Source organism: Micromonospora sp. NPDC049151 (genome assembly GCF_040648395.1).
Classification (GTDB): Bacteria; Actinomycetota; Actinomycetes; order Mycobacteriales; family Micromonosporaceae; genus Micromonospora.
The window spans coordinates 200,253-216,160 of record NZ_JBEZDP010000004.1; the positions used below are offsets into that span (position 1 = coordinate 200,253).

The window sequence follows — 15,908 nt, forward strand, 5'->3', positions numbered from 1 at the left end:
TTAACATCGATACATGTGATCGCCATCCTGGAGCCGTCAAACACCCGCCCCAGGAGGTCACACATGATTCCGACCCAGCTCAGCGGCCCTGTCCTGTCCCTGTTCCGCGTTGTTGTGGGGTTGCTGTTCCTATGCCACGGCGCGGCGTCGATATTCGGCGTCCTCGGCGGCAACCGAGGCTCCGGCGAGGCCGTCCCGTTCGCCACCTGGCCCGGTTGGTGGGCGGCGCTGATCCAGCTCGTCTGCGGCGTGCTGGTCCTCGTCGGCCTGCTCACCCGTCCGGCCGCGCTGCTCGCCTCCGGCTCGATGGCGTACGCGTACTTCGTGGTGCACCAGCCCCACGGCCTGCTGCCGATCCGCAACGGCGGCGAGCTGGCCGCGCTCTTCTGCTGGTCGTTCCTGCTCGTGGCAGTGCTCGGCCCGGGAAACTGGGCGCTCGACGCGCTGCTCGCCCGGCGTCGTGCCACCACCGCCGAGCCCGCGGCGGTCCCGACGGCCTCGGTCCCGGCCTGAGTCCGCACCGGCGAACCGGAGTCCGGTACGGCAGCGCCCGTACCGGCCTCCGGTTCTACAGCGGGTTGACCGGCGGGGTCGTGGGCGGCGGTGGTACGGCCGGCGTGGGCGTGCCGGTGGCCGCACCGGGCTTCTGGCGCTTCCACGCGCTGACGCCCAGCCGGCCGGTGTTGCCGAGGTCGATCGGCCCGTCCAGGGCCACCGGGTACGCGGGCCGGCCGGCCACCGGGGCGACGTCGAGTTCGGTGCCGTCGGTGGCCACCACTGTCGCGTCGGTGACCAGGTTCCGCCAGATCAGCGCCGCGCCGGCCCGCTCGCCGGGAGCCAGCACGATCCGGGTGGGCGGCTGGTCGAAGCCGGAGGTGATCGGGGCGGCACCCGGAATGACCCGCACCCTGATCGGGTCGCCGTCGGCGTCCCGGAGCGTCACCGCCGGATAGCCGCGCAGCTCGTACGGCCGGTCGCCGCAGTTGACCAGCTCCAGCCCCATCGCCCGCAACCCCATCGCGGCGCTCACCCCGAGCTCGGTGATGGCGATGCCCTCCGGGGAGCAGGTGGCGGCGGGCCTCGGGTCGGCCGTGGGAGCGCCGGGCCGCGGTGGCACCGTGGTCAGCGGGTCGACGCCTGCCGCGGACGGCGGCGGGTCGGGCAGCCGCCGGTCGGCGGGTCCCCGCGCCGGGGCGCAGGCGGCCAGCAGCGTCACGCCGGTGAGGGCCCCGGCCAGGCGTGCCGATCCGCGCATCCGGTGATCATGCCACCCGGCGGGCCCGGACGGTGCCCACAGCGTGGGATCCCCGGGTGGCACGGCCGTGAGCAGCGCATAGACTCGGCGGCACAACTGAATACCTCATCCAGAGGGGCTGAGGGATACGGCCCGAAGACGCCCCGGCAACCACCCGCACGCTCGACGACGAGCGACAGCGGGCAGGTGCCAATTCCGTCCCCGCCGCACCCGGCGATGCGGGGAAAGATGAGAGGAACCTCCTCGACATGACGTCGACGCTTCCCGTCGCCACCGGTATCGACACCACCCTCAGCCCGGCCCGCGCCCTGGTCTGCCGCGCCTGTTCGGCGCGGTACCCGCTGGCCGCACAGCACGCCTGTTACGAGTGTTTCGGGCCGCTGGAGGTCGACTACGACACCGCCGCCCTGGCCACCGTCACCCGCGAGCAGATCGAGTCCGGCCCGGAGAACATCTGGCGGTACGCGCCGCTGCTGCCGGCCGGTCAGGACCCGGCCACCCGGGTCACGCTCGACCCGGGGCTGACCCCGCTGGTGGCCGCCCCGCACCTGGCGGCCGAGCTGGGGCTCACCGCGCCGCTCTGGGTCAAGGACGACAGCGCGAACCCCACCCACTCGTTCAAGGACCGGGTGGTCTCGGTGGCGCTCACCGCGGCCCGGTCGCTCGGCTTCACCCGCTACGCCTGCGCCTCCACCGGCAACCTCGCCAACTCCGTCGCCGCGCACGCGGCCCGGGCGGGCGTGCCGTCGATCGTCTTCATCCCCGGTGACCTGGAGCAGGGCAAGGTCGTCACCACCGCCGTCTACGGCGGCGACCTGGTCGCCATCGACGGCTCGTACGACGACGTGAACCGGCTCTGCGGCGAGCTGGTGGAGACCGACGAGTTCGAGGACACCGCGTTCGTCAACGTGAACGTGCGGCCCTACTACGCCGAGGGCTCCAAGACGCTCGGCTACGAGGTGGCCGAGCAGCTCGGCTGGCGTATCCCGGCCCAGGTGGTCATCCCGATGGCCAGCGGCGAGCTGCTCACCAAGATCGACAAGGCGTTCGCCGAGCTGGTCGAGATCGGGCTGGTCGAGGCACCGGCCGGTGGCTGGAAGGTGTTCGGCGCGCAGTCGGCCGGGTGCAACCCGATCGCCACCGCGCTGCACGGTGACACCGACACGATCACGCCGGTCAAGCCGACCGGCATCGCCAAGTCACTGAACATCGGCGACCCGGCGGCCGGGCTGTACGCGCTGGAGGCGGTACGCCGTACCGGCGGCTGGATGGACTACGCCGACGACGACGAGATCCGCGCCGGCATCCGGCTGCTCGCCCGTACCACGGGGGTGTTCGCCGAGACGGCGGGCGGCGTGACTGTCGCGGTGCTGCGCAAGCTGGTGGAGTCGGGGCGGCTCGACCCGGCCGCCGAGACCGTCGTCTTCAACACCGGCGAGGGCCTGAAGACGCTCGACGCGGTGGCCGGCGAGGTCGGCCCCACCCACCGCATCAAGCCCAGCCTGCGCGCCGCCCGCGACGCCGGCCTCCTCGCCTGACGGTCCCTTCTCCCGCCACCCCGGCCGGGCCGGGGTGGCCGGGTGGGGGAGGACGGCTCGCCCGGGTGGGGGATCGGGTGAGACCGGTGGGTAACCGGTGATGTGCGCTGAGTGCCAGAAAGCCGCCCTCAAGGACTTGACGGCAGGAACCGGACGGCGCAAGATGCTTCGTGCGGGAGGGCATCCGCCGGAGACTTTTCAAGTTCTTGCGACCCAACGCCGGAGGCGTTGTGCGGACGTCCCTCCCGACCAACGTCCGAAGGGGCCAGCGGAAAACGGCTGGCCCCTTCGCTGTGTCCGGCGCACCCTGGGTGACATGACGCTGACCGTGACGCCGCTTGATCCCGACGACCGGCAGACGCTCGACGCGGCGTACCGGATCGCCTGTGCCGCCCAGGCCGTCGACGAGCCGGACCTCCCGCCGATCTGCCGCCGCCGCTTCGAGGCGCTGCTGTCGCACCCGATGCCCGGCATCGAGGGACGCTGGCTCGTTGCCCGCCTGAACGGCCTGCCGGTGGGCTGGCTCCGGCTGCACCTGCACACGATCGAGAACACCGAGAACGCGACCGTCGAACTGACCGTCGACCCGGCGTACCGGCGGCGCGGCATCGGCCGCGTGCTGCACGAGCACGGCGTGCGGCTGCTCCGCGAGCACGGCGGCAAACGCCTTGTCGGCTCGACCACCGCCGCGCTGCCCGGCGAGGAGGGCCGGGTCTTCCCCGGTGCCGCGTTCGCCGCCGCCATGGGCGCCAAGCCGGCGCTGGCCGACGTCCGCCGCCGCCTCGACGTGGCCGGGCTCGACCGCGACCGGCTGGCCGCGCTGCTGGCCGGAGCCCGCGCCGCGGCGACCGGTTACCGGCCGGTGCGGTGGCGCGACCACACCCCCGAGGAGTACGTCGCGGACGTCGCCTACCTGGACGGCCGGCTGCTGCTCGACGCCCCGATGGGCGAGCTGGACTGGGAGCCGGAGCAGGTGGACGCGGCGCGGGTACGCGACGCGGAGCGGGCGCTGGACGCCCGGGGCGTACGCCGCTACAACACCGGCGTGGTGCACGAGGCGACCGGCCGCCTGGTCGGGTGGACGCAGCTCAGCATTGACGCGAGCAGCACCGACCATGCCTGGCAGCAGATCACCCTGGTCGACCCCGACCACCGCGGCCACCGGCTCGGCCTGCTCTGCAAGGCCGGGAACCTGGCGTACGCGCTGGCGCACGAACCGGCGTTGCGGGCCGTCGACACCTGGAACGCGGCGGCGAACCGGCACATGGTCGCGATCAACGACCAGCTCGGGTACCGCCCGGCCGCCGGTTCCGTCGACTGGCAGCTGACGATCTAAAGTTGTGACACGCCCCTACTGATCTGGTGCCTTTCTGTTGCATGATGGCGGGCATGACGGAGACCCCGCACCCCCTGTACGACAGGCACCGCGAGACCCTCGACCGGGCGCTGACCGCCATCGCGGAGCGCGGGTACTGGTCGGCCTACCCCGAGTCGCCCAGCCCCCGGGTGTACGGCGAGACCGCCGCCGCCGACGGCAAGGCCGCCTTCGAGGCGTACCTGGGTGGCGACTTCCCGCTCGACCAGGCCGGTGACGGCACCACAGTGGCCACCGAGGTCAGCCCGTTCGGGCTGGCGCTGGACGTGCGCTACCCGCACGCGGGCGCCGACCAGCTGGTGTCCGCCGCGAGCGCCGCGCTGCCCGCCTGGCGTGACGCCGGCCCACAGGCCCGGGTCGGTGTCTGCCTGGAGATCCTGGACCGGCTGCACAGGAACATCTTCGAGCTGGCGAACGCGGTGCAGTTCACCAGCGGCCAGGCGTTCGTGATGGCGTTCCAGGCCGGTGGCGCGCACGCGCTGGACCGGGCCCTGGAGGCGGTCGCGTACGCGTACGCGGAGATGACCCGCCACCCGGGGACCGCCGGGTGGGAGAAGGCCGCCGGCAAGGGCGACCCGCTGCGGATGACGAAGACGTTCCACGTGGTGCCGCGCGGGGTCGCGCTGGTCATCGGCTGCAACACGTTCCCGACCTGGAACTCGTACCCCGGTCTGTTCGCCTCGCTCGCCACCGGCAACCCGGTGGTGGTCAAGCCGCACCCGCGGGCGGTGCTGCCGCTGGCGATCACCGTCAGGTACGCCCGCCAGGTGCTCGCCGAGGCCGGGTTCGACCCGAACCTGGTGCAGCTCGCCACCGAGACGGACGGCGAGAAGCTCGCCACCACGCTCGCCCTGCACCCGGCCGTGAGGATCGTCGACTTCACCGGTTCCACCGAGTACGGCGACTGGCTGGAGGCGAACGCCCGGCAGGCCGCCGTCTACACCGAGAAGGCCGGCCTGAACACGGTGGTGATCGACTCCACCGACGACTTCGCCGGGCTGTGCCGCAACCTGGGCTTCACGCTCACCCTCTACAGCGGCCAGATGTGCACCACCTCGCAGAACCTGCTGATCCCGCGCGACGGAATCGAGACCGACCAGGGGCACAAGAGCTTCGACGAGGTGGCCGCCGGGATCGCGGGCGCGGTCGCCAAGCTGACCGCCGACCCGGCCCGGGGCGTCGAGCTGACCGGCGCGATCGTCAACGACGGCGTGCTGGAGCGGCTGGAGGAGGTCACCAAGGTCGGCGAGCCGGTGCTGGAGTCGCGCACCGTCGAGCACCCGTCCTTCCCCGGCGCCGTGGTGCGTACGCCGACGGTGGTGAAGCTGGACGCGTCCGACACCGCGATCTACTCGCGGGAGTGGTTCGGCCCGATCTCGTTCGCCATCGCCACCGACTCGACCGAGCACAGCCTGCGCATCATGCGCGAGACGGTGGGGGAGAAGGGCGCGCTGACCGCCGGCGTCTACTCGACCGACGAGGCGGTGCTGGACGCGGCCGAGGCGGCGGCGATCGACGCCGGGGTGCACCTGTCCTGCAACCTGACCGGCGGGGTGTTCGTCAACCAGTCGGCGGCGTTCTCCGACTTCCACGGCTCGGGTGCGAACGCGGCGGCCAACTCGGCGCTCACCGACGGCGCGTACGTCGCGAACCGGTTCCGCATCGTCCAGAGCCGCCGCCACTCCTGAAAGGAGGGGCCCCTTCTTAACGCCTCCGGTAGAGGAGGGGCCCCCTTTTAACAACTGCGCCCGGTCGGCCTCACGCGGGGCGGCGCATCTGGAGTTCGTACAGACCGGTGATGCGGGGGTGCGGCACCCGTACCCCGGTGTCCACGAAGCCCAGCTTCTGATAGGCCCGGTAGGCGCGGTCGTTGCCGACCACCACCTCCATCATCAGCTCGGGCCGCCCGCAGGCGCGCGACCAGGCGGCCACCTCGTCGACGAGCGCGGCGAGCAGGCCGCTGCCCCGCCGGGCCGGTGTCACGTAGACCGCGTAGACGAGCGTCAGGCCCGGCTCGTCCGGCGCGGCGGTGCCGCCGGCGTGGCCGACCAGGCGGCCGCCCGGGTCGGCCACGAACTGCGCGGTGTGGTCGCCACGGGAGACGGCCGCGATCCGGGCCGCGAACTCGGTGTGCGGCCGGGCCGCGGCCTCGGCCACTGTCTCCAGGAACGCCAGCGGGGCGTCGGCCAGCATCTCCAGCCGGAGCGCCCGCATCCGTGCGGCGTCCTCCGGCCGGACCCGGCGGACGGTGGTCATGGTGGTCGCGCTGGTCATGCCGCATGCATACCGGACGGCCCGGCGCGCGTGTGCGACCGGGCCATCCAACCCCCGGAATATGCCCGATTTGTGGTCGTGCGCCGTCGTCACGCCTCGTGTAGCGTGCGATTTCGGTCACTGAATTCAGCATCGCCGATTGCTGAGCCTGTGCACCGCCGGTGCCGGTCCGCCGGTTTCCGGGTCTTGGAACGCCGCGCAGAGTGAGGAAGTGCACCGTGGCACAGGGCACCGTGAAGTGGTTCAACGCCGAAAAGGGCTACGGCTTCATTGCCGTCGACGGCGGGCAGGACGTCTTCGTCCACTTCTCCGCGATCGAGATGGACGGCTACAAGGCGCTCGACGACGGCCAGCGGGTCGAGTTCGAGATCGCGCAGGGGCAGAAGGGTCCGCAGGCCGAGCGCGTCCGCGTCATCGCCTGACCTCCGCCCGCCGGGCGGTTCCGCAGCCGGGTCCGCCGATCGGGGGGCTGCGGTGCGAGCGCGCACAGTGGAAGATCGAGAGCCGTTCCAGCCGTAGCCGCTGAGGAGGGCTCGTGTCCGATCTGCCTCCGCCGGGTCCCGCCGAACCGGTGCCGCCGACGCCGTCCGGTCCACCGGCCGACCCGACCGCGCCCCCGGCCACCGATCCGACGTCGTCGAGGGCCACCGGGCCGTCCGTGCCCGCTCCCGACCCGGCACCCGCCGATCCGTGGGCCGACCAGACCGGCTACGGCCCGAGCATTCCGCAGCAACCCGGGTCCGGAGCGCAGCCCCCCCACCCGAACCCGCCCGGCCCGGCCGCGCCCGCCGACCCGGCCACCCCGCCCGGTGGAGGCGGTCCGCCCGCCACGTACCCGCCGGGCCAGAGCGGATCACACGGCACCCCGACCCCGGGCTGGGGCGCCCAGTCCGGCTGGACCGCGCCGGGTGCCGTCCCGCCCTCCGGCTACCCCCCGATGCCCGGCTACCCCACGCCGGGCCACCCGAGCGGTGCTCCGCAGGCGGGCTGGCCCGGCCCCGGGTACCCGCCGCATCCGATGCCCGGCGCCGCCTACCCGATGCCCGGCGGCTGGCCTTCCGGCATCAACCCGCAGGACCCGCTCGTCAACCCGCCGCACGCGGGCATCGGCCCCTGGTTCGCCCGTTGCTGGGGAGCGCTGCGGCGCGGCTGGCGGCAGCTCGTGCCGATCGTGCTGCTCACCCAGGTCCTCCCGGCGGCGGTGATCGGCGTCCTCACGCTCCTCGTCGCCCCCGACGGGCAGATGGCGACCGCGCCGGACGGCTCACCGAGGCTGCCGGAGGGCTTCTGGCAGCAGACGCTCGGCTTCTACGGCACGATCCTGTTCGCCGGGCTGATCTTCGGCGCGCTCCAGGCGATGGGCTGGGCGGCGGGAACCTGGGTGATGACCCGGCAGGCGGCCGGTGAGCCGGCCGGGCTCGGTGCCGCCCTCCGGTACGGGCTGAGCCGTGCCCTCGGGCTCTGGGGCTGGACCATCGTGGTGTCGCTGCTGGTCACGCTCGGCGCCTGCTTCTGCCTGCTGCCCGGCGTCTACGTCGCCGTCGCGCTCGTCCTGTTCGGTCCGGTCTACCTGTTCGAGCGGAGTGACCCGGTCGGGCGGTCGTGGCGGTTGTTCCACAGCCGGTTCCTCATGGTGCTGGGCCGGGTCATGCTCGTGGTGGCGGCGCTGGTCGCGGCGGCGCTGCTGGACGTCGTGCTGAGCGGGATCAACACGGCGGTGTTCGGGGTCGAGCCGTTGGGTGCGGTGGGCACCGCGATCGGCGCGGTGACGATGACCGTTCTCAGCGCCGTGGTGGCTGTCCCGGCCTACCTTGCGCAGCAGGTGGGGCTGGTCGTCACGTACGCCGAGCAACGGGCCCAGGAAGGCCCGGTGAGCGCGGCCCAGCTGGCGGCGGAACTCGGCTGAGCGGGGCTGTCGTGCTTGCACTCGGCTAGGGAGAGTGCTAAACAAGTCATTGGCACTCGCGTACGGTGAGTGCCAGAAGGTCGGGGCGGTAGGGCCACGGCCGCACCGGTGTCCCAGGTGGCACCGGAGCGGTACGAGGCCGGTCGTCGCGGGCTGTCCGGCCCGACCGAGGAGACGTCGTCGTCGCCAGGTGGCGACGTCCCCAAGGTGCGTACACCAGACGGCCCATCCGGGCATCCCGGGTGGCCCGTGAGTGTCCAGGAGGACAACGCCGTATGGCCAAGATGATCGCGTTCGACGAAGAGGCGCGCCGCGGCCTCGAGCGGGGCATGAACCAGCTCGCCGACGCCGTGAAGGTGACGCTCGGCCCCAAGGGCCGCAACGTCGTGCTCGAGAAGAAGTGGGGTGCCCCCACCATCACCAACGATGGTGTGAGCATCGCCAAGGAGATCGAGCTCGAGGACCCGTACGAGAAGATCGGCGCCGAGCTGGTCAAGGAGGTCGCGAAGAAGACCGACGACGTCGCCGGTGACGGCACGACGACGGCGACCGTCCTGGCCCAGGCCCTGGTCCGTGAGGGTCTGCGCAACGTGGCCGCCGGCGCCAACCCGATGGCCCTGAAGCGGGGCATCGAGGCGGCCGTGGCCAGCGTCTCGGAGGAGCTGCTCAAGCTCGCCAAGGACGTGGAGACCAAGGAGCAGATCGCCTCCACCGCCTCCATCTCCGCCGCCGACCCCAGCGTCGGCGAGATCATCGCCGAGGCGATGGACAAGGTGGGCAAGGAAGGTGTCATCACCGTCGAGGAGAGCAACACCTTCGGCCTGGAGCTCGAGCTCACCGAGGGCATGCGCTTCGACAAGGGCTACATCTCCGCCTACTTCATGACCGACCCGGAGCGTATGGAGGCCGTCTTCGACGACCCGTACATCCTGATCGTCAACAGCAAGATCTCGTCGGTGAAGGACCTGCTCCCGATCCTGGAGAAGGTCATGCAGTCGGGCAAGCCGCTGCTGATCATCGCCGAGGACCTGGAGGGCGAGGCCCTGGCCACCCTGGTGGTCAACAAGGTCCGTGGCACCTTCAAGTCGGTCGCCGTCAAGGCGCCGGGCTTCGGTGACCGCCGCAAGGCCATGCTGACCGACATCGCCATCCTCACCGGTGGCCAGGTCATCAGCGAGGAGGTCGGCCTCAAGCTGGACGCGACCGGCCTCGAGATGCTGGGCCGCGCCCGCAAGGTCGTGGTGACCAAGGACGAGACCACCATCGTCGACGGTGCCGGCGACGCCGACCAGATCCAGGGCCGGGTGAACCAGATCCGGGCCGAGATCGACAAGAGCGACTCCGACTACGACCGGGAGAAGCTGCAGGAGCGTCTGGCCAAGCTGGCCGGCGGTGTTGCGGTGATCAAGGTCGGCGCGGCCACCGAGGTCGAGCTGAAGGAGCGCAAGCACCGCATCGAGGACGCCGTCCGCAACGCGAAGGCCGCCGTCGAGGAGGGCATCGTCCCGGGTGGTGGCGTCGCGCTGGTGCAGGCCGGCAAGACCGCCTTCGACAAGCTGGACCTGGCCGGCGACGAGGCCACCGGCGCGCAGATCGTCAAGGTCGCGCTGGACGCCCCGCTGCGGCAGATCGCCGTCAACGCCGGCATGGAGGGTGGCGTCGTCGTCGAGCGGGTCCGCAACCTCGACCCGGGTCACGGCCTCAACGCCGCGACCGGCGAGTACGTCGACCTGCTGGCCGCGGGCATCATCGACCCGGCCAAGGTGACCCGTTCCGCCCTGCAGAACGCCGCCTCGATCGCCGCGCTGTTCCTCACCACCGAGGCCGTCGTGGCGGACAAGCCGGAGAAGACCCCGGCCGCCCCGGCTGGCCCGGGTGGCGGGGAGATGGACTTCTGAGTCCAGCTCCATCCAGTACGCCGAAGGGGGCGGGCCGCGTCAGCGGTCCGCCCCCTTCCGCGTACCCGTCAGGTGGGCAGCCGGCGCTGGTTGCGCCGCTTGTGCGCCCTGTCGTACGGCGGTGGCAGCCGCCTCGGCTCGTCCACCGGCTGCCGTGGCTCCTCCACCGGCTGCCGGTCCGCGCCGCTGCGTTCGGCGAGCTGCTCGGCGTCGCCGATGTCGAGCCGGTCGAACGGGAGCTGGGCGGGACGCTCGTCGGCCGGATCCTCGGCCCGTTCGTCATTCGTGGTCATGCACCGCCTCCTCTGCCCCGACGTAGAGCCCGACCGTAGAGCCCGGTCGATGACGAAGGAGGCCGAATGGCGCTATTGGCGTCTATGCGCCGCTTATGGCTTTCCGGTAGAGGAAGAACACCCGCTCGATCCGGGCCCCGGCCGCGTTCGAGTAGAACGGCACCGGCCCCACCCAGCCGATCTGCGCCGCGCCGATCCCGGCCGCCGCCTGGTCGCGCAGGCAGCGGCGCAACAGCACGCCGCCGATACCGGAGCCCTCCGCCTCCGGCGCGGTGCCCATCGGCCCGAACCAGCTCGGCCGGGCCGACCCGTACGCGGCGAACCCGAGGATCGCGCCGTCGCGCTCGGCGAGGTGCGCGCCCGCGTCCGGCCGCCCGACCGAACCGGCCAGCTCGCCGTCCCAGGTGCCGCCGAACGTGGACCTGGCGAACGCGGTGAGCGCCGGCAGGTCGTCCGGGGTCGCGCGGCGTACCGTCACGCCCCGCCCGGCCAGTCGCTGCTCGGCGGCCTCGGTGGAGCGCAGCGCCGCCGACCCCTCGGCCAGGTCGGCGGTCATGTTCCAGGCGGTACGGTCCTGCCGGTAGCCGAGCCGCAGCGCGGCGCAGACCGCCGGCGTGTAGCGCACGTCGATGCCCGGCCAGGCGTAGTGCGGCGGGTTCCCGGCGAGCAGCACCTCGGCCGCCCCGAGCGCGCCCAGCCGCCGTTCCGCCTCGCCCAGCAGCGCCTGGCCCACGCCCTGACGGCGTTCCGTCGGCGCGACCGCGATCAGGTCGACGTGGCCGAGGCGCGGATCCGCCGCCGACAGCGACCCGACGAGTACGCCGGCCAGCGCGCCGTCGCGTACCGCGCCGAGGCGCAGCACCGGGCGGTCGGCGTCGGCCCGCTCCGCCACGGTGGCCACCACCGCTGACGCCTCGGCCGCGTCCTCCGGCAGGTCGAGCGACAGCCGGCACAGCTCGACCATCTCGGGCAGCCGGTCCCGGCCCAGCTCGATGATCCCCACGTCCATGGACGCCGACCCTAGGGCATACGGCAGGTCAATGGACAGGGTTGTTAACCGGTCGTGGCCGCGCGCACCGCCGCGTACGCGTCGACCAGCCCGGCGCCGGAGACGTCACCCGGTCCGCCGCACGCGTCGGTGGGCGACGCGACCGGCCGGGCGGTGTCGCGCAGAATCGCCCGGGTCCGCTCCAGGTCCCCGATCAGTGCCGGGTTCGCCGACCACATCAGCGCCACCACGCCCGCCACCTGCGGCGTGGCCATCGAGGTGCCGTCCAGGGCCGCGTACCCGCCACCCGGCATCGCCGAGACCACATCGGCGCCGGGGGCGACCAGGTCCGGCTTGTCCTTGCCGTCCGGTGCCGGGCCCCGGCTGGAGAAGGCGGTGACGCGGCGCTGCCGGTCCACCGCCCCGACGGTCAGCACGTCCGGGTACGGCGCGGGCGGGTCGGCGATGGAGCCGCACGACGGGCCGGTGTTCCCGGCGGCGGCGACCACCAGGATGCCGGCGGCGGTCAGCGCGGCGGTCGCCGGTCGCAGCGCGCCCGGGTCGCAGCCCTCCACCGGCGGGCAGCCCCACGAGTTGGTCAGCACGTCCGGGGCGCGGGAGGGCCGGCCGTCGGTGAGCGGGTTCCCGCCCGGCGGGAACGGGGCCAGCATGAACTGGAGACAGTCGAGGTAGCGGGCCGGGCTGCCCATGTTGCGGTCCAGGTTGACGCAGCCGACCCAGCTCGCGCCGGGCGCGACCCCGATCCCGTCCCGGCCGACCGCGCTGCCGAGCGTGTGGGTGCCGTGGCCACCCCTGTCGGCCGGGGCGCGGCGGCCCTCCCACGGGTCGTACCAGGAGTCGTCGCCGCCCCGGAAGCCGCCCGCGAGCGCCGGGTGCCGGCCGTCCACCCCGGAGTCGGAGCTGCCCACCACCACACCGGACCCGGTGACCCCGAGATCCGACCAGACGCGGTCCGCGCCGATCAGTGAGATGTTCCAGGCCGGCCCGGCCGGGGCCGGCAGGTCGCCGCGCGCCTGCGGGGCGGGCGCGGGCAGCGGGCGCACCCGCTGGCTGACCAGCACCCGGGCCACCTCGGGGCGGCTGGACAGCCAGGCGCGCACCGCCGGCCCGCCGTCCGTCTCGATCGCGTTGACCAGGTAGTACGGCGTCGGGTTCAGCCGCATCCGGGTCAGCGTGCCGCGCAGGTCGTCCTGCGTGCGGTCGGCTGTCGCCACCAGCCGCCGGTAGACCTCCGTCGCCCGGGCGTCCCGCCCGGCCCGGCCCGGCGTGCCGGCCGGCAGGCCGGTCAGCTCGGCCTGCTCGCGCAGCACCACCAGTAGCCGCTCGCCGTACAGTCCGGGCTGGCCGGGGACGACGTACACCACGGCGACGGCGGCGAGCAGCGCGGCGGCGGCCAGCGCGGCCGGGCCGCGCCGGGGCGCGCGGGCGCGGGACCGGGCGAGCAGGACGCCGTACCCGACGGCGAGGACGACCGCGACGGCGAACGTCACGCCGGTGCCCACCGCGACCCAGAACGGCGTGTCGCGGGTGGTGGCCAGCAGGATGCTGATCTCCTCCGGGTCGGTGAAGGCGAGCGGTCCCACCAGGGCGAGCCCTACCAGCCAGCGTGCCGGCGCGGGCCCGGCCGGCCGGCCCGCGTGGCGGGCCGCCGCCTCCAGTGCGGCCAGCACGAAACCGAGCGGCGGCAGCAGGAGCAGCGCCGGCAACTGCACGCCCGACTGCCCGGCGCCGGCCGCGAGCGGCGTCAGCGCGACGCCCGCGACCAGGCCGCCGACCAGCACCAGCCGGGCCGGGCCGGGCCCGAACGAGGCCCAGAAACCGGTGCCGAGCAGCACCCCGGCGAGCGCGCCCAGCGCGGCGGCGGCCAGTCCGGCGAGAAGCGTCTCCAGCGCACCGCCCAGCGCGCCGACCCAGGGCCACGGCAGCAGCACGGCCAGCCCGGCCGCGACCGCGAGCAGCGACACCGGCCCGAACCGGCCCTCCGGGACCGTGTCCACGACGACCGGTGGCCGGACGCGGCCGAGGCGGGCGGCGACGAGCGCGAGCACCGCGCCGGTGATCGCCAGCGCGGCCAGGTACGCCTCGTGGTGCACCGGCGGCACCGCCCGCAGCAGCGTGGTCGCGCCGAGCGCCACCACGGCGGAGGTCCAGGCCCGGCCGGTCGCCCGCAGCGCCGGGGAACGCGGCGCGAGCGCCAGCGCCAGCGCCGGTGCGCCGGCCAGCAGCACCGTCGCCACCGCGACCACCGGCCACGCCACCACCGGCCGGTCCGTGCCGGTCACCAGCGCCACCTGGTCGGCCAGCCAGCCGATGATCTGGCCCGGCACGGTGAGCAGCACGATCCACACCCCGGTCGCCACCGCCGCGACGACCGGCCACGGCCCGCTCGGACGCGGTGGCGACGGCGGTACGGGGACGAGCGGCGGACCGGTCAGCATGGTCATCACGGTACGGCCGGGCCGTGTCGCCGCGCGCCCTGGACGGTTACCGTTGACTGGTGCGTGACCCGAGTGTGTCCCGATCCACGGCCGGCCGGCTCTCCGCCGAGCGCCGCGCCGACGACCTGCGCCGGCTCCGGGCCGAGCGGTTCGACGTGCTGGTCATCGGCGGTGGCGTGACCGGAGCGGGCGCCGCGCTCGACGCCGCGTCCCGAGGGCTGAAGGTCGCACTCGTGGAGGCGCGTGACTACGCCGCCGGCACGTCCAGCCGATCCAGCAAGCTGATCCACGGCGGCCTGCGCTACCTGGAGCAGTTGGAGTTCCACCTGGTCCACGAGGCGCTGACCGAGCGCGGGCTGCTCGCCACCCGGCTCGCACCGCACCTGGTCCGGCCGGTGCCGATCCTGGTGCCGCTGCCCGCCGAGGGCGGTGCGCGGGACCTGCCCCGGCGGTTCTTCCGCCGCTCCTACTACGGCCTCGGCGTGGCCGCGTACGACGCGTTCGCCGGGGTGTTCGGCGGCGGGCGGGGCATGCCGCTGCACCGGCACCTCACCCGCGAGGGCGCCCGGCGGATCTTCCCCAGCCTGCGGCCGGACAAGCTGGCCGGCGCGATCCGCTACTACGACGGCCAGGTCGACGACGCCCGCCTGGTGGTGACGCTGGCGCGCACCGCGGCCAGCCTCGGCGCGACTGTGGTGACGAGCGCCCGCGCGGTCGGCCTGATCCGCCAGGCCCGGGAGGTCACCGGCGTGCGCGTCCGCGACCTGGAGGCGCCCGCCGGCTCGCCGGACGCCGAGTTCGAGGTACGCGCCCGCACCGTGATCGCCGCCACCGGTGTGTGGAGCGACGACATGTCGCGGATGCTCAACGACGTCGGGCTGCGCCCGAAGCTGCGGGTCCGCGCCTCCAAGGGGGTGCACCTGGTGGTGCCCCGCTCGGCGATCGTCGGCGAGACCGGCCTGATCCTGCGTACCGCGACGAGCGTGCTGTTCGTGATCCCGTGGGGCGGGCACTGGATCATCGGCACCACGGACACGGACTGGCAACTCGACAGGTCCCACCCGGCCGCCACCGCGAGCGACATCGACTACCTGCTGTCGCAGGTCAACATGGTGCTGGACCGGCCGCTGACCACCGCCGACATCGAGGGCGTCTACGCCGGGCTGCGCCCGCTGCTGGCCGGCGAGGCGGACTCCACCTCCAAGCTGTCCCGCGAGCACGCCGTGGTGGAGCCGATGCTCGGCCTGCTGCTGGTGGCGGGCGGGAAATACACCACCTACCGGGTGATGGCCTCCGACGTGGTGGACCGCGCGATGCACCGGCTCGGCCGGGCCCGCTCCTCGCGTACCGCCGACCTGCCGCTGCTCGGCGCCGACGGGTACGCGGCCATGTGGCGGGACCGGGCCGACCTGGCCCGCCGGCACGGGGTGGCGGTCGGGGTGGTCGAGCACCTGCTGGAGCGCTACGGCACGCTCACCCTCGACCTGCTCGCCCTGGTCGACGCCGATCCGTTGCTCGGTTCGCCGCTGGCCGGCGCACCCGAATACCTGGCCGCCGAGGTGACGTACGCCGCCCGCGCCGAGGGCGCGCTGCACCTGGAGGACGTGCTGACCCGGCGTACCCGGATCTCGATCGAGACCAGCCACCGCGGCCTGGAGTCGGCGGAGCACGCCGCGGAGCTGATGGGCGCGGTGCTCGGCTGGGACGCGGCGACCCGGGACCGGGAGGTCGCCCACTACCGGGCGCGGGTGCTGGCCGAGCGGGAGTCGCAGCTCATGCCGGACGACATCGCTGCCGACGCGGCCCGCCTCGGCGCGCCCGACGTACGCGGGTTCGCGGCCGACCGGGGAACCGACGGCCCGGGCGTTGAACTTCCGGCCTCCCCCAGGTAGGGGATCCCCGACCCGGGCCGCTCGGCCGGT

The 15,908-nt window shown here is 73.8% G+C and carries 13 protein-coding genes and 1 riboswitch; of the genes, 8 read left to right on the top strand and 5 right to left on the bottom strand.

All coding sequences use genetic code 11. The features are described 5' to 3' along the window. Positions 1-63 precede the first annotated feature (63 nt). Complete coding sequence (locus AB0B20_RS07405) at positions 64-513, top strand: DoxX family protein (RefSeq protein ID WP_357390161.1); 450 nt, start codon at positions 64-66, stop codon at positions 511-513. 55 nt (positions 514-568) lie between these two features. On the opposite strand, the gene AB0B20_RS07410 is transcribed toward AB0B20_RS07405, so the two are convergent. Then, positions 569-1,255, bottom strand: coding sequence for a DUF4232 domain-containing protein (locus AB0B20_RS07410; protein WP_357390159.1), 687 nt, complete (start codon positions 1,253-1,255; stop codon positions 569-571). A gap of 102 nt (positions 1,256-1,357) precedes the next feature. Beyond that, positions 1,358-1,490, top strand: a riboswitch (SAM riboswitch). 13 nt (positions 1,491-1,503) lie between these two features. Between AB0B20_RS07410 and thrC the strand changes: the two genes are divergently transcribed. The 3 genes from thrC to paaN all read left to right on the top strand — a co-directional run bounded on the left by thrC (position 1,504) and on the right by paaN (position 5,856). Next, positions 1,504-2,793 (top strand): threonine synthase, encoded by a 1,290-nt coding sequence (gene thrC, locus AB0B20_RS07415; RefSeq protein ID WP_357468969.1) that lies wholly within the window; start codon positions 1,504-1,506, stop codon positions 2,791-2,793. Between the two features lie 316 nt (positions 2,794-3,109). Beyond that, entirely contained in the window at positions 3,110-4,129 is a 1,020-nt protein-coding gene (locus AB0B20_RS07420) for a GNAT family N-acetyltransferase (protein WP_357468972.1), read from the top strand. A 53-nt stretch (positions 4,130-4,182) separates the two neighbouring features. Beyond that, positions 4,183-5,856, top strand: a complete 1,674-nt coding sequence (gene paaN / locus AB0B20_RS07425; protein WP_357468974.1) for a phenylacetic acid degradation protein PaaN — start codon at positions 4,183-4,185, stop codon at positions 5,854-5,856. Positions 5,857-5,926: 70 nt separating this feature from the next. Here the strand turns inward: paaN and AB0B20_RS07430 are convergent, their stop codons facing one another. Beyond that, positions 5,927-6,442 (bottom strand): GNAT family N-acetyltransferase, encoded by a 516-nt coding sequence (locus AB0B20_RS07430; protein WP_357468977.1) that lies wholly within the window; start codon positions 6,440-6,442, stop codon positions 5,927-5,929. Positions 6,443-6,660: 218 nt separating this feature from the next. Here AB0B20_RS07430 and AB0B20_RS07435 point away from each other — a divergent pair, with 218 nt between their 5' ends. The 3 genes from AB0B20_RS07435 to groL all read left to right on the top strand — a co-directional run bounded on the left by AB0B20_RS07435 (position 6,661) and on the right by groL (position 10,246). Continuing rightward, positions 6,661-6,864, top strand: coding sequence for a cold-shock protein (locus AB0B20_RS07435; RefSeq protein WP_013288855.1), 204 nt, complete (start codon positions 6,661-6,663; stop codon positions 6,862-6,864). A 113-nt stretch (positions 6,865-6,977) separates the two neighbouring features. Then, the gene (locus tag AB0B20_RS07440; RefSeq protein ID WP_357468980.1) at positions 6,978-8,348 is read left to right on the top strand and encodes a hypothetical protein; all 1,371 of its coding nucleotides are present in this window, start codon (positions 6,978-6,980) and stop codon (positions 8,346-8,348) included. A 275-nt stretch (positions 8,349-8,623) separates the two neighbouring features. Then, positions 8,624-10,246, top strand: coding sequence for a chaperonin GroEL (gene groL, locus AB0B20_RS07445; RefSeq protein ID WP_357390147.1), 1,623 nt, complete (start codon positions 8,624-8,626; stop codon positions 10,244-10,246). Positions 10,247-10,314: 68 nt separating this feature from the next. Here the strand turns inward: groL and AB0B20_RS07450 are convergent, their stop codons facing one another. The 3 genes from AB0B20_RS07450 to AB0B20_RS07460 all read right to left on the bottom strand — a co-directional run bounded on the left by AB0B20_RS07450 (position 10,315) and on the right by AB0B20_RS07460 (position 13,992). Then, positions 10,315-10,539 carry a hypothetical protein gene (locus tag AB0B20_RS07450; RefSeq protein WP_357468983.1) on the bottom strand — a complete coding sequence of 75 codons (225 nt, stop codon included), beginning with the start codon at positions 10,537-10,539 and terminating at the stop codon, positions 10,315-10,317. An 82-nt stretch (positions 10,540-10,621) separates the two neighbouring features. Further along, complete coding sequence (locus tag AB0B20_RS07455) at positions 10,622-11,548, bottom strand: GNAT family N-acetyltransferase (RefSeq protein WP_357468986.1); 927 nt, start codon at positions 11,546-11,548, stop codon at positions 10,622-10,624. 44 nt (positions 11,549-11,592) lie between these two features. Continuing rightward, the gene (locus tag AB0B20_RS07460; protein WP_357468989.1) at positions 11,593-13,992 is read right to left on the bottom strand and encodes a S8 family serine peptidase; all 2,400 of its coding nucleotides are present in this window, start codon (positions 13,990-13,992) and stop codon (positions 11,593-11,595) included. A 68-nt stretch (positions 13,993-14,060) separates the two neighbouring features. On the opposite strand from AB0B20_RS07460, the gene AB0B20_RS07465 reads away from it, so the two are divergent. Further along, positions 14,061-15,878 (top strand): glycerol-3-phosphate dehydrogenase/oxidase, encoded by a 1,818-nt coding sequence (locus tag AB0B20_RS07465; RefSeq protein WP_357469073.1) that lies wholly within the window; start codon positions 14,061-14,063, stop codon positions 15,876-15,878. Positions 15,879-15,908 lie beyond the last annotated feature (30 nt).

What these genes read in the sequence shown, in the direction of transcription:
- paaN (WP_357468974.1), top strand. Translation starts at nt 4,183, where the DNA reads ATGACGGAGACCCCGCACCCCCTGTACGACAGGCACCGCGAGACCCTC.
- AB0B20_RS07410 (WP_357390159.1), bottom strand. Translation starts at nt 1,255, where the DNA reads ATGCGCGGATCGGCACGCCTGGCCGGGGCCCTCACCGGCGTGACGCTG.
- AB0B20_RS07405 (WP_357390161.1), top strand. Translation starts at nt 64, where the DNA reads ATGATTCCGACCCAGCTCAGCGGCCCTGTCCTGTCCCTGTTCCGCGTT.
- AB0B20_RS07450 (WP_357468983.1), bottom strand. Translation starts at nt 10,539, where the DNA reads ATGACCACGAATGACGAACGGGCCGAGGATCCGGCCGACGAGCGTCCC.
- thrC (WP_357468969.1), top strand. Translation starts at nt 1,504, where the DNA reads ATGACGTCGACGCTTCCCGTCGCCACCGGTATCGACACCACCCTCAGC.
- AB0B20_RS07430 (WP_357468977.1), bottom strand. Translation starts at nt 6,442, where the DNA reads ATGACCAGCGCGACCACCATGACCACCGTCCGCCGGGTCCGGCCGGAG.
- AB0B20_RS07455 (WP_357468986.1), bottom strand. Translation starts at nt 11,548, where the DNA reads ATGGACGTGGGGATCATCGAGCTGGGCCGGGACCGGCTGCCCGAGATG.
- AB0B20_RS07460 (WP_357468989.1), bottom strand. Translation starts at nt 13,992, where the DNA reads ATGACCATGCTGACCGGTCCGCCGCTCGTCCCCGTACCGCCGTCGCCA.
- groL (WP_357390147.1), top strand. Translation starts at nt 8,624, where the DNA reads ATGGCCAAGATGATCGCGTTCGACGAAGAGGCGCGCCGCGGCCTCGAG.
- AB0B20_RS07420 (WP_357468972.1), top strand. Translation starts at nt 3,110, where the DNA reads ATGACGCTGACCGTGACGCCGCTTGATCCCGACGACCGGCAGACGCTC.